This is a genomic window from Citrobacter sp. Cf116 (genome assembly GCF_030336505.1).
In the GTDB taxonomy this organism is placed as follows: Bacteria; Pseudomonadota; Gammaproteobacteria; order Enterobacterales; family Enterobacteriaceae; genus Citrobacter; species Citrobacter freundii.
This window is the reverse complement of sequence record NZ_JAOWEQ010000001.1, coordinates 90,590-116,370: the sequence shown is the minus strand read 5'-3', so window position 1 is coordinate 116,370 and position 25,781 is coordinate 90,590. Positions and strand designations below refer to the sequence as shown.

The window sequence follows — 25,781 nt, the reverse complement described above, 5'->3', positions numbered from 1 at the left end:
ATGGGTAAACTGATCTGGCTGATGGGGCCGTCCGGCTCCGGTAAGGACAGTCTGCTGGCAGAATTGCGCCAGCAGGAACCGGCGCAACTGCTGGTGGCGCATCGCTACATCACCCGCGCCGCCAACGCCGGGAATGAAAATCATATTGCGCTAAGTGAACCAGAGTTTTTTACCCGCGCCGGGCAGAATCTGCTGGCGCTGAGCTGGCACGCCAACGGTTTCTACTACGGCGTCGGCGTGGAGATAGACCTCTGGCTGCACGCTGGTTTTGATGTGGTGGTCAACGGCTCGCGTGCGCATCTGCCCCAGGCGCAGGCCCGTTATGGCGCTTCTTTGCTTCCCATTTGCTTACAGGTTTCTCCGGCAGTTCTCCGCCAGCGCCTGCAGGCTCGTGGGCGGGAGAGCGAAACGGAAATCGCCGCCCGTCTTGAACGCGCAGCCCGCTACGCCCCGTATGACTGCCACGTCCTGAATAACGATGGTAGTTTGCTACAGTCTGTCGATACACTGCTCGCACTGATGGGACGCAAGGAGAAGAAACATGTCTGTCTGTGAATTACGCCGCGCCACGCTCTACGATACCGATGCGGTTTACGCGCTCATCTGCGAGTTGAAGCAGGGTCAATTTGACCTGCAGGCTTTTAGCACTGGTTACGCCGCTAATCTGCAAGATGCCAATATGCACTACCAGCTGGCACTGATCGACGGACAGGTCGTCGGCTTGATCGGTCTACACCTGCAGTTTCATCTTCACCACGCCAACTGGATTGGCGAAATCCAGGAACTGGTGGTGATGCCGCAGGCGCGAGGGTTAAGGGTTGGCAGCCAGCTACTGGCCTGGGCCGAAGCCGCCGCACGCGAAGCGGGCGCAGAAGTCACCGAGCTTTCCACCAGCACCCAACGCCTTGACGCACACCGTTTTTACCAGCGCGAAGGCTATACCATGAGCCATTTTCGCTTCACCAAACCGCTGTAGGGGGAGCCATGAGTCTGACCATTACGCTAACGGGAACGGGCGGCGCACAGCTGGTGCCGACATTTGGCTGCGACTGTGCGGCCTGCCAACGAGCACGCTTACAGGCGCAATATCGTCGACGCCCTTGTAGCGGGGTGGTCAAATTCAACAATGCGGTGACGCTGCTGGACGCAGGGATCCCGCATCTGATGGACGACTGGCCAGCGGGCAGCTTCCAGCAGTTTCTGTTGACCCACTATCATATGGATCACGTGCAGGGGCTGTTTCCGCTGCGCTGGGGCGTGGGGGCGACTATCCCGGTGTACGGACCGCCGGATGAACAGGGTTGCGACGATCTGTTTAAGCATCCCGGTATCCTCGATTTTAGCCATACCGTCGCGCCATTCGTAGTGTTTGACCTGCAAGGATTGCAGGTCACGCCGCTACCGCTCAACCATTCAAAGCTGACGTTTGGTTATCTGCTGGAGACCGCACATAGCCGCGTGGCGTGGCTCTCCGATACCGCCGGACTTCCCGACAAGACGCTGAAGTTTCTCCACAATAACCAACCCCAAGTGATTATCATCGACTGCAGCCATGCCCCGCGCGCCGAGCCACCGCGCAATCACTGTGATTTAAATACCGTTATCGCGTTGAACGACGTTATCCGCTGTCCACGGGTGATCCTGACGCATATCAGCCATCAGTTCGACCTGTGGATGATGGAAAACCAGCTTCCCGCAGGGTTTGAGGCAGGATATGACGGAATGGAGATTATGCTGGAGTAAGGAAATTTGCCGGATGCGATGAAAACATCTTATCCGGCCGACAAGACGACAGCCAGGCGACTTTTCCATAAGCATAGAGAGATTGCAATGCATACATGCACTGTGCTCAAGTGCATGCATTGACATAAAATGGCGAGATGTTGAGCTGACAGCGAAATCCCTTACAGGGGATAAAATATTCTTACATTTAGATAGTTACAGTTAACGATCGTAATCTTCTTCCATTCTGCGTTCTTCGTCTTCTAACTGACGCCGTTCTTGATCAAGCTGGCGCTGACGGTCATCCAGTTGGCGACGTCGATCTTCAAACTGGCGGCGGCGATTGTCATATTGCCTGCGCCGGTCGTCACTCATCTGGCGCTGCCAGCTTTCATCACGGGAATCATCATAATCCCGCCCGTTGTCCGGTTTGTATGCGTCGTTTATCGCCTCCTGAATATTACCAATGGCGTCATCGATAATATCCGCCTGCGCCGATACGGTGGTCAGCATCAGCAAACTAAAAAGAAGGAATGTCGCGGAGCGTTGCATAAAACCAGCCTCATCAAGAAACTCGCCCCAAGGTAACCAAAGCGTATTTGCGCGGGTAGCGGAGGAATCTCAATTACGCGAATGCCGCAGCGCCTGCGCCAGCTCTCCCCGGGTAAAAGGCTTACGCAATAGTGCCACATCCGGCAGCGCCGGGTTATGCGCCGGGCGTAAATCCTGACCGCTCATCAGCAGGATGGACAACTGCGGATAATGTGCCTGGGCATGGTTAACCACATCCACGCCGCTTAAACCACCTGGCAGCATTAAGTCGCTGATAAAAATATCAATCTCGGATGAAGCCGCCAGCATATGCATCGCCTGTTCGCCGTTGGCGGCCTCTAACGTCAGGTAGCCCAGCAGGTGTAATTGCTCGCACAACGTCTGGCGTACATCGTCCTCATCCTCGAGCACCAACACCAGTTTTTCATCGTTGGTCGTTGTGTGTTGCGCTACCGCTTCCACTTGAGCCTGCACCGGAACAACGGCGCGAGGCAGTTGCAGCCGGACAGTCGTTCCCTGCCCGGGGGCGCTTTCAATCTCCACCCGGCCACCGGACTGGCGCACAAAACCGTAAACCATCGACAGCCCCAGCCCACTGCCGCTGCCGGTCTGTTTGGTGGTGAAAAAGGGCTCGAAGACCTGCGCTTTCACTGCCTGCGACATCCCACTTCCCTGGTCGGCTACCTCCAGCATCACCATGTCCTGCTTACGCCCATCGCTGCGCGTAACCCGTTGATTCCAGGTACGGATTTTTATCGTGCCCGCCTGCCCGTCCATGGCGTCACGGGCGTTCATCACCAGATTGATAATGGCGTTTTCCAGTTGGCTGACGTCAATCCACGCGGGCCAGGCAGGCGACTGGGCTTCAATCTCCAACGTCAACGTGGCCGGAAGAGAGTGGCGCATCAGTTCGCCCAGGTTTTCCAGCAGCGTTTTCAGCTCCACCGCATGAGGGTGCAATGACTGTTTGCGCGAAAAGGCCAGCAGCCGTTGGGTAAGCAGCGCCCCGCGCTCGGCGGCTTTTAGCGCCCGATTGACCCGTGGCGCATCGGGCGACTCCGGATTCACCAAATCCAGACTGCCAATAATCACTGCCAGCAGGTTATTGAAATCATGCGCTAATCCACCCGTCAGTTGCCCCACCGCCTTCAGCTTTTGGCTGTGCAACAGCGCTTCTTCCAGCCCCTGACGCTCGGTGCGATCGATTTCCATCTGGCTGGTTTTTTCTTTTAGCAGTCGGGTGGTGTGCTCCAGCGATGCCGTATTGCGGGCAAAGACGCTAAAGGCGCGGGCCAGCTCGCCCAGCTCATCGCGCCGCTGCAGGGCCGGGACACTGACGTCTGATTCACCGTGCGCCAGCCGGGTCATCGCCCGCGAAATGGCCGTTAGGTTGGAGCCGAGATTACGGTAGATATACCACCCGGCAAAACCGGTGATCACCACCGCCAGCAGCGCAAACACTAAAATAAACAACGCGCCGGATTGCAGTTCCTGATGGCTTTGCGCCACCCGCTGCTCAGAGATCAGCGCCACCTGCGAGGCATACTGGTTGATATCGCTGTTGAGGATCGCCACCAACGCTTTGATGTGGAACATATACCAATTGATGGCCAAATCGCTTTGCTCCAGCGCGGAAGAGAGCGGCTCCAGCTTATGCAGCTCCTGGTTGAAGTCGTTGAGGATACCGCTAATCAGCGGATTGGCATGAAGCAAGGGAAGAGCGGGCATCACCGCATCCAGTTGTTTCACCACTGAACGCGGCGTGGGCGTGTCGATGGCGGCAACAATTAAGCGGTCCATCTGCCCCAGCAGCACATCGTCCTGCGCGCCGGTGAGCTTTTGCAGATGACGTAAATAGCTTTGATTCTGATACAGTGAACTGAGCAGCGCGTTACGTTCCAGGTGCCGCCGCTGACCGCGCTGCAACATCCCTTCCACGCTGCTTTGTAGTTCATTACTGCGCTGGATAATTCGCTCGACCAGCCCCGGCTCCTGCTGCGCCAGCGGTGCGGTAGCCAGTTGTTCCAGCGACTGCTTCAGCGCCCTTTGCGTCTCCTGCAGCCGCTCCGCTTCGCCTTTGTATTCCAGCGCCCCGACTACCTGCGACAGCCGCACCGCCGCTGTCGCCACGTTCGCCGTATCCCGTGCCAGGTTCATGCTGCCGGTCATGTCGTCAACGGTTTGCTGCTGCACCTGCTCCTGGATCTGGCTTGCGTGCTGAAACCCCAGCACCGCCACGCCGCTCACCATCAGCGTGACCGCCACCACCAGCAGATTGAAGAACAGCAATCGTCCACGCGCACTGGCGAAAAAGTGACGTCCCGGTTGCGGCATATCACGCTCCGTGAAGAAAAATCGCAATATGACAAATATGAACGGCTTCTGACATTTTGCATTTACATTCCTGTGATGGACTGCTGATATCGGCCACCCCACAGGAGATCCGCCATGAGCAGGACACCGGTTCTGGAGATGCGCAACATTGCTAAAGCGTTTGGCAAATTTTACGCGCTGAAAGGGGTCGATTTAACGGTCTGGCCGGGCGAGATTCATGCCCTGATGGGCGAGAACGGTGCGGGGAAAAGCACCCTGATGAAGATCCTCGCGGGTGCCTATACCGCCACCAGCGGTGAAATCCTGATTGACGGTCAGCCGTTTCACATTCGCGGTCCCAAAGATGCGCTGAGCGCAGGCATCACGCTGATTTACCAGGAGATGCAGCTCGCGCCGAACCTGACGGTGGCAGAAAATATCTTTCTTGGCAGCGAGCTGTCGCGCGGCGGTCTGGTCCAGCGTAAAGAGATGATCATGCAGTCACAGAAAGTCATCGACCGACTCGGTGCCCAGTTTAAGGCCAGCGACCGTGTGATGACGTTGACCATCGCCGAACAGCAGCAGGTTGAAATTGCCCGTGCCCTGCACCGTAACAGCCGCATTCTGGTGATGGATGAACCCACCGCCGCCCTCTCCTCACGTGAAACCCACCGCCTGTTTGAACTGATCATGCGCCTGCGCGATGAGGGGATGGCGATTATCTACATCAGCCACCGCATGGCGGAAGTTTACGAACTCTCCGATCGCGTCAGCGTCCTGCGCGACGGGCAATATGTTGGCAGCCTGACCCGCGACAAGCTCAACGCCTCGGAGCTGGTGCGCATGATGGTGGGCCGTCCGTTGAGCGATCTGTTCAACAAAGAGCGCGATATTCCCTTAGGTAAAGCACGCCTCAACGTCCATCACCTTACCGACGGCCATAAAGTCCAGCCGTGCAGCTTGCTGGTGCGCTCCGGGGAGATCGTAGGCCTGGCCGGGTTAGTCGGCGCAGGGCGTTCTGAACTGGCGCAGCTGATTTTTGGCGTGCGCAAAGCCATCGGCGGCATGATTGAAGTGGACGGTGAACCGGTGGTGATCCACTCCCCGCGCGAAGCAATTGACCACGGCATTGGTTTTCTGACAGAGAACCGCAAAGAGCAGGGATTATTTTTAGAGCTGGCAGCGGCAGAAAACATCACCATGGCAACGCTGGAACGTGACGCGAACTGGGGCATGCTCGATCGCAAAAAGGCGCAGGCGATTTCCGATGACGCCATCAAATTGCTCAATATTCGCGTCCCGCATGCCCAGGTCCGCGCAGGAGGCTTGTCCGGCGGCAACCAGCAAAAGCTGCTGATTTCGCGCTGGGTGGCGATCGGGCCACGCATTTTGATCCTCGATGAACCGACGCGCGGCGTGGACGTCGGCGCCAAAAGCGAGATCTACCGGATCATGAACGATATGGCGCGCAAAGGCGTGGCGATCCTGATGATCTCCAGCGAACTACCGGAAGTGGTCGGGATGAGCGACCGCGTGTACGTCATGCGCGAAGGCAGTATTGCCGGCGAGCTGAACGGACAAAGTATTACCCAGGAAAATATTATGACGCTGGCAACCGGCGTGAACGACTCCCATCATCAGGCGGTGCCCCATGAATAATCCAACCACTCCCCAGCAGGTGGCGAAATCCGCCTCCGCAAAAAAAATGCTGATGAGCGATCTGATGCAAACGGTCGGTATCTTACCGATTCTCATCCTGATAGTGGCGGTGTTTGGCTTTATCGCGCCTAACTTTTTTACCGAAAGCAACCTGCTGAATATTACCCGCCAGGCGTCGATCAACATCGTGCTGGCCGCTGGCATGACCTTCATTATTTTAACCGGCGGCATCGATCTTTCGGTTGGTTCGATTCTCGGCACCACCGCCGTCGCAGCCATGGTGGTTTCTCTCATTCCTGAGTTTGCCATGCTGTCAGTCCCTGCTGCACTGTTGCTCGGCATGGTGCTGGGGTTGTTTAACGGCGCGCTGGTCGCTTTTGCCGGCCTGCCGCCGTTTATCGTCACGCTTGGAACCTATACGGCGCTGCGCGGCGCGGCCTATCTGCTGGCGGATGGCACGACGGTGATTAACTCCAACATCAGCTTTGAGTGGATCGGCAACAACTATCTCGGTCCGGTTCCGTGGCTGGTGGTCATTGCGCTGGCGGTGGTGGTGGTGTGCTGGTTCATTCTTAGGCGCACAACGCTCGGCGTTCATATCTATGCGGTTGGCGGCAATATGCAGGCCGCGCGCTTAACCGGGATCAAAGTGTGGCTGGTGCTGCTGTTCGTCTACGGCATGAGCGGTTTGCTCTCAGGTCTTGGCGGGGTGATGAGCGCCTCGCGGCTGTACAGCGCCAACGGCAACTTAGGTATGGGTTACGAACTGGACGCCATCGCGGCGGTGATCCTCGGCGGCACCAGCTTTGTTGGCGGGATCGGCACCATCACCGGCACGCTGGTGGGGGCGTTGATCATCGCCACGCTCAATAACGGCATGACGCTGATGGGCGTCTCCTATTTCTGGCAATTGGTGATCAAAGGGGCGGTGATCATCATAGCGGTGCTTATCGACAAATACCGTACCCGACACCATCAAAGTGCATAACAACAACATCTTACTTCGAGGAATACAGCATGAGATTGAAGCCCTTAGTCACCGCGCTCTGTGCTGGCGCACTGCTTGCTAGCGCTCCGTTTGTACAGGCAAAAGAACTGAAATCCATCGGTGTTACGGTGGGCGATCTGGCCAACCCGTTCTTCGTGCAGATCACCAAAGGCGCGGAGCTGGAAGCACGCAAACTGGCCGGTGATAACGTTAAAGTGACGCTGGTTTCCAGCGGCTACGATCTGGGCCAGCAGGTGTCGCAAATCGACAACTTTATTGCCGCCAAAGTCGACATGATTATCCTTAACGCCGCCGACTCCAAAGGCATCGGCCCGGCGGTAAAACGCGCGAAAGACGCCGGGATTGTGGTGGTCGCCGTTGACGTGGCGGCGGAAGGCGCAGACGCCACCATCACCTCCGATAACACCCAGGCGGGAGAAATGGCCTGTAAATATATTACCGACCGTCTGAAAGGCAAAGGCAACGTGGTCATTATCAACGGGCCACCGGTATCTGCCGTCCAGAACCGTGTGGAAGGCTGCCAGACCGAGTTTAAACGCCACCCTGACATCAAGGTGCTGTCATATAACCAAAATGCCAAAGGCAGTCGCGAAGGCGGGCTGGAGATCATGACCGCGTTGCTGGCGGCGAATCCGAAGATCGACGGCGTATTCGCCATTAACGATCCCACAGCGATCGGCGCCGATCTGGCGGCAAAACAGGCGCAGCGTAGCGAATTCTTTATTGTCGGCGTAGATGGATCCCCAGACGGTGAAGAAGCGCTGAAGCGCGAAAACTCACTATTTGTGGCGACTCCGGCACAAGATCCGCAGGTGATGGCTGCCAAAGCGGTTGAAATCGGCTATGACATATTGCAGGGGAAACCCGCCCCGAAAGAACCCGTGCTGATCCCAGTGACGATGATCGATAAAAACAACGTCGGCAGTTATAAGGGTTGGACGGTTAAATAGCCCGCCACAACAACGCCGGTTGGCGGCAAAGATGCCTTATCCGGTCTACAAGATCGCTATGAAGTTGTAGGCCGGATAAGCGAGGCGCCATCCGGCATTATATTAAGGAGGATTCTGCCGATGAAACGCTCCGCAATAAACGAGATCCTTGGCCACACGCGCCAGTTTTTCTCTCAGCACGACGTGCATCTCCCCCCTTTTGCCAGCTTCCCCCCGACCCAATGGCGCAAGCTTGATGCCGCTGCCTGGAGCGAAGTGTTCGACCTTAAGCTCGGTTGGGATGTCACTGCGTTTGGCGGCAACAATTTCGCCGCGCAAGGATTAACGCTGTTCACCCTGCGTAATGGTTCGCCGAAAGGCATGCCTTACGAGAAATGCTACGCCGAGAAAATCATGCATGTTCGCGATGCACAGGTCACGCCGATGCATTTTCACTGGCGCAAACGCGAAGACATTATCAATCGCGGCGGCGGCAATCTCATTGTAGAACTGTGGAATGCAGGGATCCGCGAGCAAACGGAAGACAGCGACGTTAGCGTGGTGATTGACGGCTGTCGGCAAACCCATGCCGCAGGCAGTCAACTGCGCCTGACGCCGGGTGAAAGCATCTGCCTGCCGCCGGGCCTGTATCACAGCTTCTGGGCGGAAGAAGGTTTTGGCGACGTGCTGGTTGGCGAGGTCTCTTCTGTTAATGACGACGACCACGACAACCATTTTCTGCAACCGATTTCCCGCTACAACGACATTGAAGAAGACGAACCGGCGATGCTGGTGCTGTGTAACGAATATCGCCTGTTCCGCTAACCAAGGAGCACATTATGCCGTTGATCTCACTCGCTGATGGCCTTGCCCATGCCCGCGAGCACCGCTATGCCTTAGGGGCGTTTAACGTTCTGGATTCACATTTCCTGCGCGCGTTGTTTGCCGCAGCAAAGCAAGAACGTTCGCCGTTTATTATCAACATTGCCGAGGTGCATTTTAAATATATCTCGCTGGATTCTCTGGTCGAAGCGGTCAAATTCGAAGCCGCGCGGCATGACATTCCGGTAGTGCTGAATCTTGACCACGGCCTGCACTTTGAGTCGGTGGTGCGAGCGTTACGCTTAGGTTTCAGCTCAGTGATGTTCGATGGCTCCACGCTGGAGTACGAAGAAAATATCCGTCAGACCCGCGAAGTGGTGAAGATGTGCCACGCCGTCGGCGTGTCGGTGGAAGCTGAGTTGGGCGCAGTCGGTGGCGATGAAGGCGGTGCGCTGTACGGTCATGCCGACGAATCACTGTTTACCGACCCAATGCTGGCGCGTGATTTCGTTGACAGAACCGGGATTGACGCGCTGGCGGTCGCCATTGGCAATGCCCACGGCAAATATAAAGGCGAACCGCTGCTCGACTTCCCGCGTCTGGACGCCATTCGCCAGCAGGCGGCAATCCCGCTGGTACTGCACGGTGGCTCCGGCATCAGCGACGACGATTTCAAGCGCGCAATTGAACTCGGCATTCACAAAATCAACTTCTATACCGGCATGTCGCAGGCGGCGCTGTCGGCAGTGGAGACGCGGATGGCGAATCGTCAGCCCTTATACGACGAATTCGCCGAACTGCTGCTCGGCATTGAGGAAGCCATTACCGATACCGTTTCAGAACAGATGCGCATTTTTGGCAGCGCGGGACGGGTCTGATGGAACGCAAAGGCGTTATCGCCGCAGGCAACATGCTGGTCGATCATGTGCATCAAATTGTGCAGTGGCCGGAACGCGGCTGGTTGGCGGAAATCACCCGTAGCGAACGCGCCACGGGCGGTGCGCCGCTTAATGTGCTACTGACGCTGGCAAAAATGCACACTGGGCTGCCGTTGCAGGCGGTGGGGTTAATCGGTCAGGACAGCGATGGCGACTACATCATGGCGATGCTGGAGCAGTATCACGTTAATCGCCAACACGTGCAGCGCACGACATTCGCGCCCACGTCGATGTCGCAGGTGATGACCGATCCCAGCGGTCAGCGCACCTTTTTCCACTCGCCGGGTGCCAACAGACTGCTGGATTTGCCCGCTTTTGAGCAACTGGATACCTCGATGAAAATCTTCCATCTTGGTTATCTGCTGCTGCTCGACAGTCTGGACATGCCGGATGAGGAGTACGGGACGCGTAGCGCAAGGCTGCTGGCGCAAATGCGCGACAACGGCTTTGAAACATCGCTGGATCTGGTCTCACGCAAGGGCGACCCGCGCTACCAGCCACTGGTGATGCCAGCCTTGCGCCATCTTGACTATCTGGTGATTAACGAGCTGGAAGCCGGAGAATTTAGCGGGCTGGAGATCCGCCAGCCCAACGGCGAACTTCACATTGCGCACATCGCCACCGCCGCACGCGAATTATTGGATGCAGGCGTACGCCAGCGGGTGGTTATTCACTGTCCGGAAGGTGCCTGGGGTGAAGCGCCGGATCTGCCGGGCACCTGGATCCCGTCACAGTACCTGGCGCAGGAGGAGATCGTCGGTAGCGTCGGGGCGGGAGATGCATTTTGCGCCGGATTTTTGTATGGCTGTCATGAGCGCTGGTCGCTGGCGGACAGCGTCAGGCTGGCGCACGCCTGCGCACGGGCCAGTTTGCTGTGCGCCAACGCGATAGACGGCGCGAAAACGCTGGCAGAGTTAAAAGCAGAAATGGTTGACGCCTGATGCGCTGCGCTTATCAGGCCTACGCGGTCGTTGTCGCTTTTGTCGGCCGGATAAGGCGTTTACGCCGCATCCGGCAACTGCACACGATCACGCCGCCTTATCGTGATGCTGCACGTCGGCGGCAAACACATAACCCAACCCACGCAGGGTTTTGATCAACATCGGTTGATGCGGGTTAATCTCTATTTTTCGCCGCAAGCGCATGATTAACACGTCAATAGTGCGGTCAAACACCTCAACGCTGTCGCTACGCGTCAGCTCCAGCAGTTGTTCCCGACTCAGCACCCGGCGGGCATTTTGGGCCAGCGCCAACAGCAGGCTGTATTCCCCCTGCGTCAACTCCACCTTCAACTGCTGGGGATTATGTAACTGGCAACCGGCGGTATCGAGATGCCAGCCATTGAAAGAAAGCCCCGTGGACTGTGGGCCGCCGCTTTCTGCCGTTAACACGCCAACGCGTCTGAGCACCGCCTTTACCCGAGCCACCAGCACCCGCGCATTGAACGGTTTACCGATATAGTCGTCAGCGCCCATTTCCAGCCCGACCACCACATCCGACTCGCTACCAAGCCCGGTCAGCATTACCACCGGTAATCCGGGCCTCATCTTTTGCACCTGCTGCAGCACCATCAGACCGTTGATGTCGGGCAACATCATATCCAGCAATACCAGCGCGATCTCCGGCTGAGTCTCAATGCAGCGCAACGCCTCCTGCCCGGTGTGACAAGCGGTCACCGCAAAGACGTGTTCGTTCAGCACATCCTGTAAAAGCGAGCAGACTGCCACGTCATCATCCACAACCAGTATGGCTGGCTTCATTGTTTTTCCCCATTTCTGGCCAACTTAAATGAGTGTGATTGATTCTGCCCAGAGTGACAGCGATAAGGCACAAGGATATGTGGGAAACATAACCTCGGTCACACTGCCGGGGCGTCACGTATTGGAGATTCGACACGTCAAATATGACGACAGCCTGTTTTTCGTCAGGGTTTTGACCAAAAATCACCCGTAATATCAGGGAATGCCCACAATAAAAAAGTGGCATAGAAGATGCATACTGAGGGCGACAGCGCGTATGCGCGATTTGATTAACTGGAGCGAGACCGATGAAAAAAGTCGTCACGGTTTGCCCATATTGCGCATCAGGTTGCAAAATCAACCTGGTGGTCGATAACGGCAAAATCGTCCGGGCTGAAGCGGCGCAGGGGAAAACCAACCAGGGTACTCTGTGTCTGAAGGGCTACTATGGCTGGGATTTTATCAACGATACCCAGATCCTGACCCCTCGTCTGAAAACCCCAATGATCCGTCGCCAGCGTGGCGGCAAACTGGAATCTGTTTCCTGGGATGAAGCGCTTGATTACGTCGCCACTCGTCTGAGCGCCATCAAAGCGAAGTATGGCCCGGACGCTATTCAGACGACCGGTTCATCTCGCGGTACGGGTAACGAAACCAACTATGTAATGCAAAAATTCGCGCGCGCCGTTATTGGTACCAATAACGTTGACTGCTGCGCTCGCGTCTGACACGGCCCATCGGTTGCAGGTCTGCACCAATCGGTCGGTAACGGCGCAATGAGTAATGCTATCAATGAAATTGATAACACAGATTTAGTGTTCATCTTCGGGTATAACCCGGCGGATTCCCACCCGATCGTGGCGAATCACGTGATTAACGCTAAACGTAACGGGGCGAAAATCATCGTCTGCGATCCGCGCAAAATTGAAACCGCGCGTATTGCCGACATGCACATCGCGTTGAAAAACGGCTCGAACATCGCGCTGCTCAACGCCATGGGTCATGTCATCATCGAAGAAAAACTGTACGACCAGGCGTTCGTCGCCTCCCGTACGGAAGGATTCGAAGAGTACAGCAAGATTGTCGAAGGCTACACGCCGGAGTCCGTCGAAGATATCACTGGCGTTAGCGCGCAGGATATTCGTCAGGCTGCACGTATGTATGCCACGGCAAAAAGCGCGGCTATCCTGTGGGGCATGGGTGTTACCCAGTTCTATCAGGGCGTGGAAACCGTGCGTTCACTGACCAGCCTCGCAATGCTGACCGGCAACCTCGGTAAGCCAAGCGTGGGCGTTAACCCGGTTCGTGGCCAGAACAACGTTCAGGGTGCATGTGACATGGGTGCGCTGCCGGATACCTATCCGGGCTATCAGTACGTTAAGTTCCCGGAAAACCGCGAGAAATTCGCTAAAGCCTGGGGCGTGGAAAGTCTGCCTGCACATACCGGTTATCGCATCAGCGAACTGCCGCACCGTGCTGCGCATGGCGAAGTACGCGCGGCGTACATCATGGGTGAAGATCCATTACAGACCGATGCTGAACTCTCCGCAGTGCGCAAAGGCTTTGAGGATCTGGAACTGGTCATCGTGCAGGATATCTTCATGACCAAAACCGCCGCTGCCGCAGACGTTATTTTACCGTCTACGTCATGGGGCGAGCATGAAGGCGTATTCTCCGCGGCTGACCGTGGCTTCCAGCGCTTCTTTAAAGCCGTTGAGCCGAAGTGGGATCTGAAAACGGACTGGCAGATTATCAGTGAAATCGCCACCCGTATGGGCTATCCGATGCACTACAACAACACCCAAGAAATCTGGGACGAGTTGCGTCATCTGTGCCCGGATTTCTACGGTGCCACTTACGAGAAAATGGGCGAACTGGGTTATATCCAGTGGCCTTGCCGCGACACCTCAGAAGCCGATCAGGGGACGTCTTATCTCTTTAAAGAGAAGTTCGACACCCCGAACGGCCTGGCGCAGTTCTTCACCTGCGACTGGGTAGCGCCAATCGACAAACTCACCCCAGAGTACCCAATGGTACTGTCTACGGTGCGTGAAGTCGGCCACTACTCTTGCCGTTCGATGACCGGTAACTGTGCGGCGCTGGCCGCGCTGGCGGATGAACCGGGCTATGCCCAGATCAACACCGCCGACGCAGAACGCCTGGGCATCCAGGACGAAGAACTGGTGTGGGTTAACTCGCGTAAAGGTCGGGTCATTACCCGTGCAGCAGTCAGCGATCGTCCAAACAAAGGCGCGATTTATATGACCTACCAGTGGTGGATTGGCGCATGTAATGAGCTGGTAACCGAGAACTTAAGCCCGATTACCAAAACGCCAGAGTATAAGTACTGTGCCGTTAACGTTGAACGCATTGCCGATCAGCGCGCTGCCGAGCAGTATGTTATTGATGAGTACAACAAGCTGAAAGCCAGTCTGCGCGAAAGCGCGATGGGTTAGTCCGTTTACGTACCTGTTCTGCAACAGCCTCCGCCCGGAGGCTGTTTTTTTATCCATACGATCTCTTTATACTGTTCATTCCGTACCCTAAATAAAACTCAAAATGAAACAACTCATTGCATTGATGTTCTTTATGACATTCTTTGCCCATGCCAGTGATACTGAGCCAGGAAGCCAGTACTTACAGGCCGCTGAGGCAGGGGACCGTCGCGCACAGTACTTTCTTGCCGATACCTGGTTCAGTTCGGGCGATTTGAGCAAAGCCGAGTATTGGGCGCAAAAAGCCGCCGACAATGGCGATGCCGACGCCTGCGCGCTCCTGGCGCAAATCAAAATTACGAATCCGGTCAGTCTGGATTACCCCCAGGCCAAAACTCTGGCGGAAAAGGCAGCCAAAGCGGGCAGTAAAGCAGGAGAACTCACCCTGGCGCGGATTCTGGTCAACACCCAGGCAGGACACACAGATTACCCCAAAGCCATTACCTTGCTGCAAAACGCCTCTGAAGATCTGGAAAATGACTCGGCCGTCGACGCGCAAATGCTGCTCGGGCTGATTTACGCCAACGGCGTGGGGATCCCCGCAGACGATGAAAAAGCGACATGGTATTTCAAACGCAGCTCCGCCATCTCCCGCACCGGTTATTCCGAGTACTGGGCCGGAATGATGTTCTTAAACGGCGAGCAGGGTTTTATCGTGAAGAATAAACAGAAGGCGCTGCACTGGCTGAATCTGAGCTGTATGGAAGGGTTCGATACCGGCTGCGAAGAGTTTGAAAAGTTAACAAACGGGTAATGGTTTGCATTGCCGGATGGCGGCATAAACGCCTTATCCGGCCTACAGTTCACCGTCTTCCGTAGGCCGGATAAGCGCAGCGCCATCCGGCAATCTTTCATTAATTAATGATTAGCGGTCTTATCAAATTTACCCAGCATCTCGCGCTCGTAAGCCAGCGCCTTCTTGCGGTCAAATTTGTGCTCCCACTTGGCGATAACCAGCACCGCCAGCGCATTCCCCACTACATTCAGCGCGGTACGCGCCATGTCGAGGATACGGTCAACACCGGCGATAAACGCCAGACCTTCCAGCGGGATCCCGACGCTGCCAAGCGTAGCCAGCAGTACCACGAAGGAGACGCCCGGCACGCCCGCAATCCCTTTCGACGTAACCATTAGCGTCAGTACTAATACGATTTCCTGCCACAGCGACAGGTCGATACCATACAGCTGCGCAATAAAGATCGCGGCAATACTCTGGTACAGCGTTGAACCATCAAGGTTGAATGAGTAGCCGGTCGGCACCACAAAGCTGGTGATTGAAGCCGGTGCGCCATAGGCTTCCATCTTCTCGATAATACGCGGCAGTACGCTCTCGGAGCTGGCGGTAGAGTAAGCCAGAATCAGCTCATCTTTCAAAATGCGGATCAGGATCCAGATGCTCAAACCGCAGATACGCGCCACAATCCCCAGCACCACCAGCGCGAAGAACAGGATGGCAAAATGCACCAACAGCACCAGTTTCGCCAGCGGCCACAGGGAGGCAAAACCGAAGTTCGCGACGGTCACAGCAATCAGCGCAAAAACACCGACTGGCGCATAACGCATCACCATGTGGGTCACTTTAAACATGGTTTCTGAAATCGAGCGGAACACGGTCACCAGCGGCTCGCGGTGGGTTGCTGGTAGTGAAGACAAGCCTAAACCAAACAGCACCGAGAAGAAGATAATCGGCAACATATCGCCTTTCGCCATCGACGCGACGATATTAGTCGGCACCAGCGACACAATCGTGCCCATCAGGCCATGCGCGTGGCTCTGCACTTCTGCGGTGGTATTTTGATATTTCGAAATATCCACGGTCGCCAGTTGCGACATATCAATCCCGGAACCCGGCTGGAAAACATTCGCCAGCGTGATGCCAAGAATAATCGCTACGGTGGTGATCACTTCGAAATAGAGAATGGTTTTGGCGCCAATACGGCCCAGCTGTTTTGCATCACCCACCCCGGCAATACCAACCACCAGCGTGGAGATAACAATCGGCACGACGATCATTTTGATCAGATGGATAAAGATATCGCCCGCCGGAGACAGCAGGTTGACCACCAGCCATTCGCGGCTGTCGCTATGGTAATGCAGGTAACTCCCTAGCAGAATGCCCAGCACCATGGCGATTAGAATCTGCCATGCCAGGCTGACTTTCAAATTTTTCATAACAACGGACTTCCTCGATGGAGCGCTATTCCACATGCGGTGTGTGGGAATAGTACATACTGAAAGGGTATGAATTGTGTTGCGTTCGTTTATGGAGTTTTTTAACGCTTATTATCATTATCATCTGCATGGCATTCCGCGCAACCCTCTAAGAACAGGGCTTTTGGCTGAATTTATGCATAAAAATGCAATTTTATCGCGGTATTGATGAATAACTTTTTGTTATAAAAGAATTTTAATATGTTCAAAAATGAAGAAGTCATAGCGTGAGTTTTTTTCGCTCACCTGTTCGTTTGCCTGTTTTTTAAACAGGCAAAATGATACAAATCACAAATAAAACAAATTTATTTTTGCCGATTCTGCAACAACTTCGCCATATTAATAGAGTCAACGAGCTGTGCCCGGTTCACCCTCGGCGAGTTTAAATCCATAACTTTTTGCCAAACTGAAATAGCCTGGGCGTAGTCTGCTTGCATAAACGCATCTGAGGCTAACAACATCAGCGCGGTGACCTCTGCCGGGTCCAGCGCCAAGGCCTTATCAATCATCTCGCGAGTGGGCGGCGCCATATGTTGTCCGGCCTGGTAATACAATACCGTTGCCATCGCTGAATAGATCTCAGCATTTTCACCGCCGACACGCAGCGCCTGCTCGTAGGCCAGCAGCGCATTATGATACGCGTTTTGCCAAAGATAGTACTCCCCGAGTTGCGCCCATTTCACGCCGTCCTGTGGATTGGCTCGAATCTGCGATTGCAGCAAAAGCAACTGTTTTTCCTGAATATTTTCATCAGAGAAAGCATGTAAAGGGTCCGCCAGTCGCGTCTGCTCCTGACGAACCGCCTGCCATTTTGGCGTCAACAGGTAGCCTCCAATGCAGGCCACAACCATCAGTACCACCGCAGCGGTCAACCGCTTCACGGGCATTGGGCGTAACAGCGGCTCGCACTGGCTCATTATTCACCTTCCTCCGTATGCTGACGTCTTCTCACTCGCCAGACCACTACACCTACCAGCAACAACAACAGGCACGGCAACGCCCACAGCAGCAGCGTTTGTTCATTCAGCGGCGGATTATAACGAACGAAGTCACCGTAACGCTCGGTCATCCAGGTGGTTATCTCGGCTTCACTTTTCCCTTCCGCCACCATGCTGTAAACCTGATGGCGCATACTGACCGCTACCGGCGCATTGGATTCCAGCAAATTTTGGTTTTGGCACTGTGGACAACGCAGTTGGCTGGCAATAGACAGCGCTTGTTCTTGCTGTTGCGGATTTTCAAAGCGCCAGGTATCCACAACCTGGGCATGCGTAGCGAAAGTAATGAAAAACAGGACGAGCGTTAAGAGTAATAACTTTCTGCCGGATGGAGCTGCGCTTATCCGGCCTACGGTTTGCGCACCTTGTAGGCCGGATAAGGCGTTTACGCCGCCATCCGGCAACGCTGTGATTAATTTACGCATCACGCTTCCTCCCTCGCCATCCGCTCAGCAGCGCGCCAAAGACCATTAATAGTCCCCCACCCCAAATCCAGCGCACGCCGGTCTGCACGTACAAGCGCATGGCATAACGGTCTGGTCCGGTTTTTTCACCCATTACCGCATACCAGTCATGCATCAGGTTCCAGCGGATCCCCGGCTCCATCATCTGTTGACGACGCGCGGCATAGAAGCGCCTTTCAGGTTGCAGGCTGCCAATGCGTTTCTCATTGTACCACAGCGTGATCTGCGCTTTTTCACTGGTGTAGTTACCTTTGGCTTCCAGGTCGAGACGCTCAAAACGGAAAATGTTACCCGCCAGTTCAACCTGCTGCCCAGGGCTCAGGTTCAGGCTTATCTCCTGACGGCTACCGCTGGAAAAGACGATCCCCGCCGCAAACACCAGCACCCCGGCATGCGCCAGCAGTGCCGGAAGTTGGATGCGGAAAGACACTTTGCGGCTTCTGACCATTGCCAGCACAATAACCAGCAGCATCAGTAGGCCAAAGGGCAGCGTAGCGCGGTTAAAGTACGGTGCGCCCACAGAAAGCCGCCCCCAGCCGAACAGCCCGTAAATCATCGGGTAGAGCGTGCCAATCAGCACAATCAGCAGCACCGCACTAAAGAGCAGCAGCGCAACCAGAATCAGCATCTCGCGTGACCAACCGCCAAAACGAGCATTCTGCCGGACTTGCTGACCCCGCCAGGCGTACAGCCCGAGCGACGCCAGACTCAACACGGTAAACAGCGCAAACAGCGGCGCGGCACGAACGTTATCCAGCGCGAAAGCATGCACCGAAACGAGAATGCCGGAACGCACAATCAGCGTCCCCAGCAGCGATAAAATCAGCGTGACGATCGCCAGCAGCAGCGACCAGTGGCGGAAGATCCCGCGCTGGCGCGTGATATACAGGCTATGCAGCAGCGCGCTGGCGGAAAGCCAGGGTAATAAGGAGGCGTTTTCTACCGGGTCCCAGAACCACCAGCCGCCCCAACCCAGCTCGCAGTAGGCCCACCAGGAGCCGAGGATAATCCCCAGCGTCAGCGCGCACCAGCCGGGCAGCGCCCAGCGCCAGCACACCCAGGCGCTCTGCGCATTAAAGTCACCGCGCAGCAGCGAGGCCAGCGCCACGCCTGCCGCCACCATTAACCCCCCGTAACCCAGGTACAGCAGCGGTGGATGGAGGATTAACCCAAGATGTTGCAGCATCGGGTTAAGGTCGCGCCCTTCAATGGCTGGCGGAAAGATACGCACGAACGGATCGGACCATACCACCACAAACAGCAGCAGCAGGGCCGTTATCATTGAAAGGACGCAGAGCGTCAGCGGAAACAGCGCGTTGGTATTACGCCGATAGCGAAGAGCAAACAGCGCGCTCCAGGCTGAAAGAAACAGCACCCACAGCAGCAGCGATCCTTCATGACCGCCCCACACCGCCGCCAGTTTTAATCCCCACGGCAGCAGGCTGTAGCTGTGCTGGGCAACGTAGACCACCGAAAAATCGCTGGTCAAAAAGCAGAATACCAGAATGGTAAAGGCCAGTAGCAGCAGGGCAAATTGCGTCCACACGCCCACGCTTGCCAGGCGCATCACCCCTTGCCAGCGCTGCCGGACACCTACCAACACGGCAAGCGGGGTCAACACGTTGACCCCGAGGCTTAATAACAGCGCCAGAAAACCGGCTTCAGGAAGGAGAACGTCCAGATATCACCTTACGCAACGGTTAGCTGACCCGCATAGAGGATAAAAAAGCGCAGCAGCAGTACGCCGGTCAGGCTGGCGCCACACACTGCCAGCACGCCATGAAGCGTCGAACTGCGGTTGGCCCAGGGTTTTAGCAGCATCGGCAGTATCAACCCAAGCCCGGCCACGCCAAGCCAGAACCACCAGGTCCAGAATCCGCCGCCCAGTGCCGCCGCCAGCGCACGCATTTTGCCGTCATCGCCCAGCGCCAGACCAACAAAGAACGCCGCCAGCAGGAAGATCTCCAGCCATACGACCGGGACTTCCATACGATGCACAAAGTGCGCTTCCGTACTGTGCGGATTGCTACGATGACGTAACGCCATGGCGATCAGCGCCACTGCCGCACCGGAGGAGATCCCGGAGAACAGAAACAGCACAGGCAGGATCGGGTTATTCAGGAACGGATAGGATTTCAGCGCCGACAGCAGGAACCCGGTATACGCCCCGAGCAGGACCGCCAGCACCAGCATCAATGTCTCCAGTGCGCGATGGAACGGCGTGATTAGCGTCAGGAGTTTTGACACAATCGTCAGTCGCGGCACGAACCGCTGTTGCAGGGCAATCACCTCTTTTTCAAAGATTTTTGCCAGCCACAACACTAACACCACCATGTACAACTGGAACAGCATGACCCCCATCGACATCACCGAGGTGAAGCTGTAGTGGAACATCAGTTTCCAGAAAGTCCATGGACGCGTCAGGTGGAACACCAGAATCAGCAAACCGAAGATAATTGCCCCCGGCCCTAACACCAGCGTGGTGCGCAGCAGCGTGCTGTCTGAACCGCCCGCCTCCGGATGGAAGCGACGCAGCAGAATCGCCAACGTGACCAGTCCGGCAGAGATACCTATCAGGAACAGATAGATGGCAATGGGCCAGTCCCACACCAGTGATTCAAAATGAAATGCAGAAGCGGATGTCATTGGCTCACCTCCCCAAATTTAAAGGGAACGCGGTAGACCTTCGGTTTTGTACCCAACGCCAGTTTGTAACGGTAGGTAGTTTTCTGCTGCAACAAACGGGATATATCACTGTTGGGATCGTCCAGATTACCAAACGTCAGCGCCTTCGTCGGGCATGACTCAACGCAGGCGGGCTGTTTGCCCGCTTTCAGGTTGGTTTTCCGGCAGAAATCGCATTTATCCGCCGTTTTGCTCACCGGATGGATAAAGCGCACGCGATAAGGACACGCGGCGATACAGTACTGGCAGCCAACGCAAAGGTCCGGGTTCACATCCACAATACCGCTGGCGGCATCGCGATACGATGCCCCCGTCGGGCAGACGTCAACGCAGGGAGCGTGGTCGCAATGCTGGCACGAGTGACGGAAGAAGCGATACTTCACATCAGGAAATGTCCCTTGCGGCTCGCTGCGAATAATCGTCAGACGCGATACGCCTTCCGGCACGTTGTTAACTTCCCGACAAGCATCCATGCAGGCCGTACAGCCAATGCATAAAGACTCATCATGAACCATACCGTAACGCACGCCATTGATGTTCAGCGTCTTCGCCACAACGCGCCCCGCCGTCCCGCTCACTGCCACCAGCGCGCCGACGCCGGTGATAAACTGGCGACGAGAGCAACTCATGGATGCTCCTTAAGCAACGGAACCGACGCCGGGTTAAAGTTCGGATTGTTACGCTGATCGCTGTGGCAATCGACGCAAATCTTGATCCGTCCTTTATCGCTCAGCGTCTGCATCGTGTCTTGCTTCGGATGCAGTGAGTGACAGCTGGCACACGCCACTTTGGTTACGTGGACATCGTGCGGCCAGAACGCTTTTTGCAACTGCTCAGGCAGGTGACAGGACATACAGACGCTGTTCTGCTGCTCCACGTTGTACATCGGCTCATTAAAGCGCATCACATCTTTCACCCCTTCGCGGTGGTTCGGTGACGGCTGGCCGTGACAATTGGTGCAGGTGACAGGCAGTTTGTTATTCGGGTTGATGGCTTCCGCATGCTTACCATGCATACCTTCGGTATCCGGCTTGTGACAGTCCAGACAGGCGGCATCCGGATTACGCTGTTGGGTAACCGTCCAGCGTTGATCCGACTCCTGCGGCGTTGGCGTGGCAGTGATTCCACTCAGGCTCCATAACAAGCCTGACGCCAGCACCCCAGCAGTTAATAACGAACGTAATACGCTCATATTCACTCCGTTGAGTTATCCGCCCCTTGCGGGGCGAAATGGGGTTATTGGCTTAACAGACCGTTTTTACGCGCCTGATCTTCCCACTGCGGAATCACCGTTTTGATGAAGTCCTGCTTCTCAGCATTGATTTGCTGCATGTTCAGACCAATCGCCGCCTGGGCTTTCTCTTTGGTAGAGATATCCGGTAACGGGATTTCATGCGTGATGCCTTTGGTCGCCAGCAGACGGACCAGTTTGGTACGTGCGTCAGCGGCTTTATCCATTGCGCTACCCAGCATCCGCAGACCTTCTTCCGGGGCATGCATGTGAATACCGTGTGAGGCGATAGACAGGTCCCAACGCCATTGCGCGTGACGGATATCTTCCAGAATCGGCTTCATTTCCGCTTCGGTCGCACCCGCATCCCATGCAGCTTTCGCTTCGAAGTGCGCACGAACAAGCTGGTCTTCAACTTTGATTTTCAGGTCATGAATGGCCTGTTTACGCTCGGCGACCACTTTTTGCAGGGACGCTTTGTCCTGGGTGTGGCAGTTCGCACAGGTCTGAGCGAAATTATCGAACGGATTACCAATCTTATGGTCGGTGTAAATCTTGCCTTCCGCGTTCTGTACTTTCGGCATGTGGCAGTCAATACAGGTCACATTGTTCTTGCCGTGAATGCCTGCGCTCCAGGTTTCATACTCCGGGTGCTGCGCTTTCAGCATCGGGGTTTTAGACAGGGAGTTGGTCCAGTCAGAGAAGGCGATGGTGTCGTAGTACTTCTCCATGTTCTCGACTTTCATGCCGTCGTCCCACGGGAACTTAACGGCTTTGTTTTTACCGTCGAAGTAATATTCCACGTGGCACTGGCCGCAGACCATGGATTGCTGGTCAAAACGACCGGCTTTCTCAAACGGTTTGCCGATTGTTTCCATCGCGCGTTCAGCATAAGGACGCGACAGCGTCAGTTCTGGCTTGCCTTTGGCAAAGTCTGGTGACGCGGTGTTATGGCAATCGCCGCAGCCAAGATTATTAACAATTTCAGGACCGCCGCGCGCCCATTTACCGTGGAAGTAGCCATCTTCACCGTCTTTCTGAATCAGACGCGCCACATCCGGGCTTTTACAGCTCCAGCAGGCCATCGGCAACGGACCATCTTCTGCCGTTTTGGGTGCGCCGGTACGTAAGGTTTCACGAACATCGGTCACTGCATACGCGTGCCCGCGCGGTTTGTTGTAATCGCGCGAGAAGGGATATCCCGCCCACAGGATCACCAGACGAGGATCTTCTGCCAGCGCATCTTCACGGGCTGATTGCTCAGACGTGGCTTTCCAGGAGAGATATTGATCGGGATGCTGAGGGGCGAAGACTTCATTCTTCGCTTCAACGGTGACGGTTTTTGCGGGTACGGGGGTTTGTTCAGCGTGAACTGCAGAGATAAATAATAAAGGTACTAACAGGCTGAAGAAACGGCGTACGCGTGATTTTATCCTTGCCATAGGGGTCTCATCCAGATGACGCCATTATCTGCAATGGCGGTTCTTTTATTGTTTTCCATAACAGCAACCACACGAATACTGTCATGACATTGCTCCACCCTATTTGTAACAAGAAACCACACTGAAAATGTTGTCTTTAATCAATTGTAAGTGTATGTAAAATACCACTTTAGAGTTAGTAACACCCTTTGATTGCTCCCTCTTTTGTCTAATTCAGATACAGATCACCTTTTCAACAATCCTTTAGATAACTACATGTTATCGCGAGATTTAGTCAATTTTGCTAGCTCCCTTCAAAATTCAGTTTGTCGCTAATTTGCACAATTCGTTTATTGCGTGATCTGCCGCGCAAATACTAAACAAAACTCTCAAAGCCCCTACATTTAACGTTTATGAGACATATTATTAACATCCTACAAGGAGAACAAAAGCCATGAGCCAAATACATAAACACGCTATTCCCGCAAACATTGCGGATCGTTGCCTGATAAATCCGGAGCAGTACGCAGAGAAATACCAGCAATCCGTTAACGAACCCGACACATTTTGGGGCGAACAGGGAAAAATTCTTGATTGGATCAAGCCGTACAGCCAGGTGAAGAACACTTCCTTCGCACCAGGAAACGTGTCGATTAAATGGTACGAAGACGGCACCCTGAATCTGGCCGCAAACTGTCTTGACCGCCACCTGCAGGCAAACGGCGATCGTACCGCCATCATCTGGGAAGGCGATGACGCAACCCAAAGCAAAAACATTACCTATCGCGAGTTGCATCGCGATGTCTGCCGTTTCGCCAATACGCTACTGGATTTAGGCATTAAAAAAGGTGACGTGGTGGCCATTTATATGCCGATGGTGCCGGAAGCTGCGGTCGCCATGCTGGCCTGCGCCCGTATTGGCGCGGTGCATTCGGTCATCTTCGGTGGTTTCTCACCGGAAGCCGTCGCCGGACGTATTATCGACTCCAATTCACGCCTGGTGATCACCGCCGACGAAGGCGTGCGCGCTGGACGCAGCATCCCGCTGAAAAAGAACGTCGATGATGCGCTGAAAAACCCGAACGTGAAGACCGTGGAGCATGTGGTCGTCCTCAAACGTACCGGTGGAAAAACGGAATGGCAGGAAGGTCGCGACCTGTGGTGGTCCGATCTTATCGAGAAGGCCAGCTCAGAACACCAGCCGGAAGAGATGAACGCGGAAGATCCGCTGTTTATCCTGTATACCTCCGGCTCAACTGGCAAGCCGAAAGGCGTACTGCACACTACCGGCGGGTATCTGGTCTACGCTGCAACTACCTTTAAGTATGTGTTTGATTACCATCAGGGCGATATCTATTGGTGTACCGCTGACGTAGGCTGGGTAACCGGGCACAGCTACTTGCTGTACGGTCCGTTGGCCTGCGGCGCAACCACGCTGATGTTCGAAGGCGTGCCAAACTGGCCTACCCCGGCGCGTATGTCGCAAGTTGTGGACAAGCATCAGGTCAATATTCTGTATACCGCACCGACCGCCATTCGCGCCCTGATGGCGGAAGGCGATAAAGCGATTGAAGGCACTGACCGTTCGTCACTGCGTATCCTGGGTTCAGTTGGCGAGCCGATCAACCCGGAAGCATGGGAGTGGTACTGGAAGAAGATCGGCAACGAAAAATGCCCGGTCGTCGATACCTGGTGGCAGACTGAAACCGGTGGATTCATGATCACCCCGCTGCCGGGCGCCACCGAACTGAAAGCCGGTTCTGCAACCCGTCCATTCTTTGGCGTACAGCCTGCGATTGTCGATAACGAAGGTAATCCGCTGGAAGGCGCGACCGAAGGCAATCTGGTGATTACCGACTCGTGGCCGGGCCAGGCGAGAACGCTGTTTGGCGATCACGAACGCTTTGAGCAAACCTACTTCTCTACCTTCAAGAATATGTACTTCAGCGGCGACGGCGCGCGCCGTGACGAAGATGGCTATTACTGGATCACCGGACGTGTGGACGATGTGCTGAACGTCTCCGGCCACCGTCTGGGAACGGCTGAAATCGAATCGGCGCTGGTGTCGCATCCGAAGATTGCCGAAGCCGCGGTGGTGGGGATTCCGCATAATATTAAAGGCCAGGCGATCTACGCTTACGTCACGCTGAATCACAGTGAAGAGCCGTCACCTGAGTTGTACGCCGAGGTTCGCAACTGGGTGCGTAAAGAAATTGGCCCGCTGGCAACGCCAGACGTGCTGCACTGGACCGACTCACTGCCGAAAACCCGCTCCGGCAAAATCATGCGCCGTATTCTGCGTAAAATCGCGGCGGGCGATACCAGCAATCTGGGCGATACCTCGACCCTCGCCGATCCTGGCGTCGTGGAGAAACTGCTCGAAGAGAAGCAGGCCATCGCGATGCCATCATAACCATAACTGTGAAATGCCCGATGGCGCGCAGCTTATCGGGCCTACAAATCCTATCCCTACCCCTCCCCTGACCGGGAGGGAAATATAAAAACCCTCCCCCAAAGGATTTCGCGTTGCAGGAAGGCGGCAAGCGAGCACATCCCCAGGAGCATAGTTCACTATGTGACTGGGGTGACAAAT

Annotated in this window: 21 protein-coding genes and 1 pseudogene; 12 read left to right on the top strand and 10 right to left on the bottom strand. The window is 55.4% G+C overall.

From position 1 onward, the window contains the following. From phnN to phnP, 3 genes are read left to right on the top strand one after another with little or no spacing between them, the layout of a single operon-like run. Positions 1 to 555 (top strand): ribose 1,5-bisphosphokinase, encoded by a 555-nt coding sequence (gene phnN, locus OGV74_RS00525; RefSeq protein ID WP_032948343.1) that lies wholly within the window; start codon positions 1 to 3, stop codon positions 553 to 555. Further along, a complete protein-coding gene (gene phnO, locus OGV74_RS00520) occupies positions 542 to 976 on the top strand; it encodes an aminoalkylphosphonate N-acetyltransferase (protein ID WP_032948341.1) in 435 nt (144 codons plus the stop codon). Before phnN ends, phnO begins: the two co-directional genes overlap by 14 nt. Before the next feature lie 8 nt (positions 977 to 984). Beyond that, positions 985 to 1,743 carry a phosphonate metabolism protein PhnP gene (phnP, locus tag OGV74_RS00515; RefSeq protein ID WP_003844762.1) on the top strand — a complete coding sequence of 253 codons (759 nt, stop codon included), beginning with the start codon at positions 985 to 987 and terminating at the stop codon, positions 1,741 to 1,743. A gap of 201 nt (positions 1,744 to 1,944) precedes the next feature. Here phnP and yjdP read toward each other — a convergent pair whose 3' ends face one another. Next, positions 1,945 to 2,274 carry a DDRRRQL repeat protein YjdP gene (gene yjdP / locus OGV74_RS00510; protein ID WP_086504814.1) on the bottom strand — a complete coding sequence of 110 codons (330 nt, stop codon included), beginning with the start codon at positions 2,272 to 2,274 and terminating at the stop codon, positions 1,945 to 1,947. Positions 2,275 to 2,343: 69 nt separating this feature from the next. Then, positions 2,344 to 4,608 (bottom strand): hybrid sensor histidine kinase/response regulator, encoded by a 2,265-nt coding sequence (locus tag OGV74_RS00505; RefSeq protein ID WP_086504813.1) that lies wholly within the window; start codon positions 4,606 to 4,608, stop codon positions 2,344 to 2,346. Between the two features lie 114 nt (positions 4,609 to 4,722). On the opposite strand from OGV74_RS00505, the gene OGV74_RS00500 reads away from it, so the two are divergent. The 6 genes from OGV74_RS00500 (at position 4,723) to OGV74_RS00475 (ending at position 10,885) form a co-directional block, all read left to right on the top strand. Then, positions 4,723 to 6,246, top strand: coding sequence for a sugar ABC transporter ATP-binding protein (locus OGV74_RS00500; protein ID WP_032948336.1), 1,524 nt, complete (start codon positions 4,723 to 4,725; stop codon positions 6,244 to 6,246). Continuing rightward, a complete protein-coding gene (locus OGV74_RS00495) occupies positions 6,239 to 7,234 on the top strand; it encodes an ABC transporter permease subunit (RefSeq protein ID WP_003031803.1) in 996 nt (331 codons plus the stop codon). Before OGV74_RS00500 ends, OGV74_RS00495 begins: the two co-directional genes overlap by 8 nt. 29 nt (positions 7,235 to 7,263) lie before the next feature. Next, the gene (locus OGV74_RS00490; RefSeq protein WP_048213896.1) at positions 7,264 to 8,205 is read left to right on the top strand and encodes an ABC transporter substrate-binding protein; all 942 of its coding nucleotides are present in this window, start codon (positions 7,264 to 7,266) and stop codon (positions 8,203 to 8,205) included. A 120-nt stretch (positions 8,206 to 8,325) separates the two neighbouring features. After that, the gene (locus OGV74_RS00485) at positions 8,326 to 9,009 is read left to right on the top strand and encodes a D-lyxose/D-mannose isomerase (RefSeq protein WP_046671373.1); all 684 of its coding nucleotides are present in this window, start codon (positions 8,326 to 8,328) and stop codon (positions 9,007 to 9,009) included. Between the two features lie 14 nt (positions 9,010 to 9,023). Beyond that, the gene (locus OGV74_RS00480) at positions 9,024 to 9,884 is read left to right on the top strand and encodes a ketose 1,6-bisphosphate aldolase (protein ID WP_003031787.1); all 861 of its coding nucleotides are present in this window, start codon (positions 9,024 to 9,026) and stop codon (positions 9,882 to 9,884) included. Beyond that, positions 9,881 to 10,885, top strand: a complete 1,005-nt coding sequence (locus tag OGV74_RS00475; RefSeq protein ID WP_086504812.1) for a carbohydrate kinase family protein — start codon at positions 9,881 to 9,883, stop codon at positions 10,883 to 10,885. The genes OGV74_RS00480 and OGV74_RS00475 overlap by 4 nt, the downstream gene beginning before the upstream one ends. Before the next feature lie 87 nt (positions 10,886 to 10,972). On the opposite strand, the gene OGV74_RS00470 is transcribed toward OGV74_RS00475, so the two are convergent. Further along, positions 10,973 to 11,704 carry a response regulator gene (locus tag OGV74_RS00470; RefSeq protein WP_086504811.1) on the bottom strand — a complete coding sequence of 244 codons (732 nt, stop codon included), beginning with the start codon at positions 11,702 to 11,704 and terminating at the stop codon, positions 10,973 to 10,975. A 287-nt stretch (positions 11,705 to 11,991) separates the two neighbouring features. Here OGV74_RS00470 and fdhF point away from each other — a divergent pair, with 287 nt between their 5' ends. Both fdhF and yjcO read left to right on the top strand, forming a co-directional pair. Continuing rightward, positions 11,992 to 14,139, top strand: a complete 2,148-nt coding sequence (gene fdhF, locus OGV74_RS00465; protein WP_080602221.1) for a formate dehydrogenase subunit alpha — start codon at positions 11,992 to 11,994, stop codon at positions 14,137 to 14,139. Positions 14,140 to 14,242: 103 nt separating this feature from the next. Beyond that, positions 14,243 to 14,932 carry a Sel1 family TPR-like repeat protein YjcO gene (yjcO, locus tag OGV74_RS00460; RefSeq protein WP_003031775.1) on the top strand — a complete coding sequence of 230 codons (690 nt, stop codon included), beginning with the start codon at positions 14,243 to 14,245 and terminating at the stop codon, positions 14,930 to 14,932. A 104-nt stretch (positions 14,933 to 15,036) separates the two neighbouring features. On the opposite strand, the gene gltP is transcribed toward yjcO, so the two are convergent. From gltP to nrfA, 7 genes and pseudogenes are all read right to left on the bottom strand, one after another. Next, positions 15,037 to 16,350: a glutamate/aspartate:proton symporter GltP gene (gltP, locus tag OGV74_RS00455; protein ID WP_003031773.1), complete on the bottom strand. Its 1,314-nt coding sequence runs from the start codon at positions 16,348 to 16,350 to the stop codon at positions 15,037 to 15,039. A 344-nt stretch (positions 16,351 to 16,694) separates the two neighbouring features. Continuing rightward, positions 16,695 to 17,306, bottom strand: a complete 612-nt coding sequence (nrfG, locus tag OGV74_RS00450; RefSeq protein ID WP_003031771.1) for a heme lyase NrfEFG subunit NrfG — start codon at positions 17,304 to 17,306, stop codon at positions 16,695 to 16,697. Then, positions 17,306 to 19,532: pseudogene (gene nrfF / locus OGV74_RS00445) on the bottom strand (heme lyase NrfEFG subunit NrfF). Before nrfF ends, nrfG begins: the two are co-directional and overlap by 1 nt. Positions 19,533 to 19,540: 8 nt before the next feature. Then, positions 19,541 to 20,497: a cytochrome c nitrite reductase subunit NrfD gene (nrfD, locus tag OGV74_RS00440; protein ID WP_048241783.1), complete on the bottom strand. Its 957-nt coding sequence runs from the start codon at positions 20,495 to 20,497 to the stop codon at positions 19,541 to 19,543. After that, on the bottom strand, positions 20,494 to 21,165 hold the full coding sequence (nrfC, locus tag OGV74_RS00435) for a cytochrome c nitrite reductase Fe-S protein (RefSeq protein WP_003031761.1): 672 nt from the start codon (positions 21,163 to 21,165) through the stop codon (positions 20,494 to 20,496). The genes nrfD and nrfC overlap by 4 nt, the downstream gene beginning before the upstream one ends. Then, a complete protein-coding gene (gene nrfB / locus OGV74_RS00430; protein WP_003031758.1) occupies positions 21,162 to 21,728 on the bottom strand; it encodes a cytochrome c nitrite reductase pentaheme subunit in 567 nt (188 codons plus the stop codon). Before nrfB ends, nrfC begins: the two co-directional genes overlap by 4 nt. Before the next feature lie 44 nt (positions 21,729 to 21,772). After that, complete coding sequence (nrfA, locus tag OGV74_RS00425) at positions 21,773 to 23,209, bottom strand: ammonia-forming nitrite reductase cytochrome c552 subunit (RefSeq protein ID WP_003844735.1); 1,437 nt, start codon at positions 23,207 to 23,209, stop codon at positions 21,773 to 21,775. A gap of 433 nt (positions 23,210 to 23,642) precedes the next feature. Here nrfA and acs point away from each other — a divergent pair, with 433 nt between their 5' ends. Then, on the top strand, positions 23,643 to 25,601 hold the full coding sequence (gene acs, locus OGV74_RS00420; protein WP_086504809.1) for an acetate--CoA ligase: 1,959 nt from the start codon (positions 23,643 to 23,645) through the stop codon (positions 25,599 to 25,601). Positions 25,602 to 25,781 lie beyond the last annotated feature (180 nt).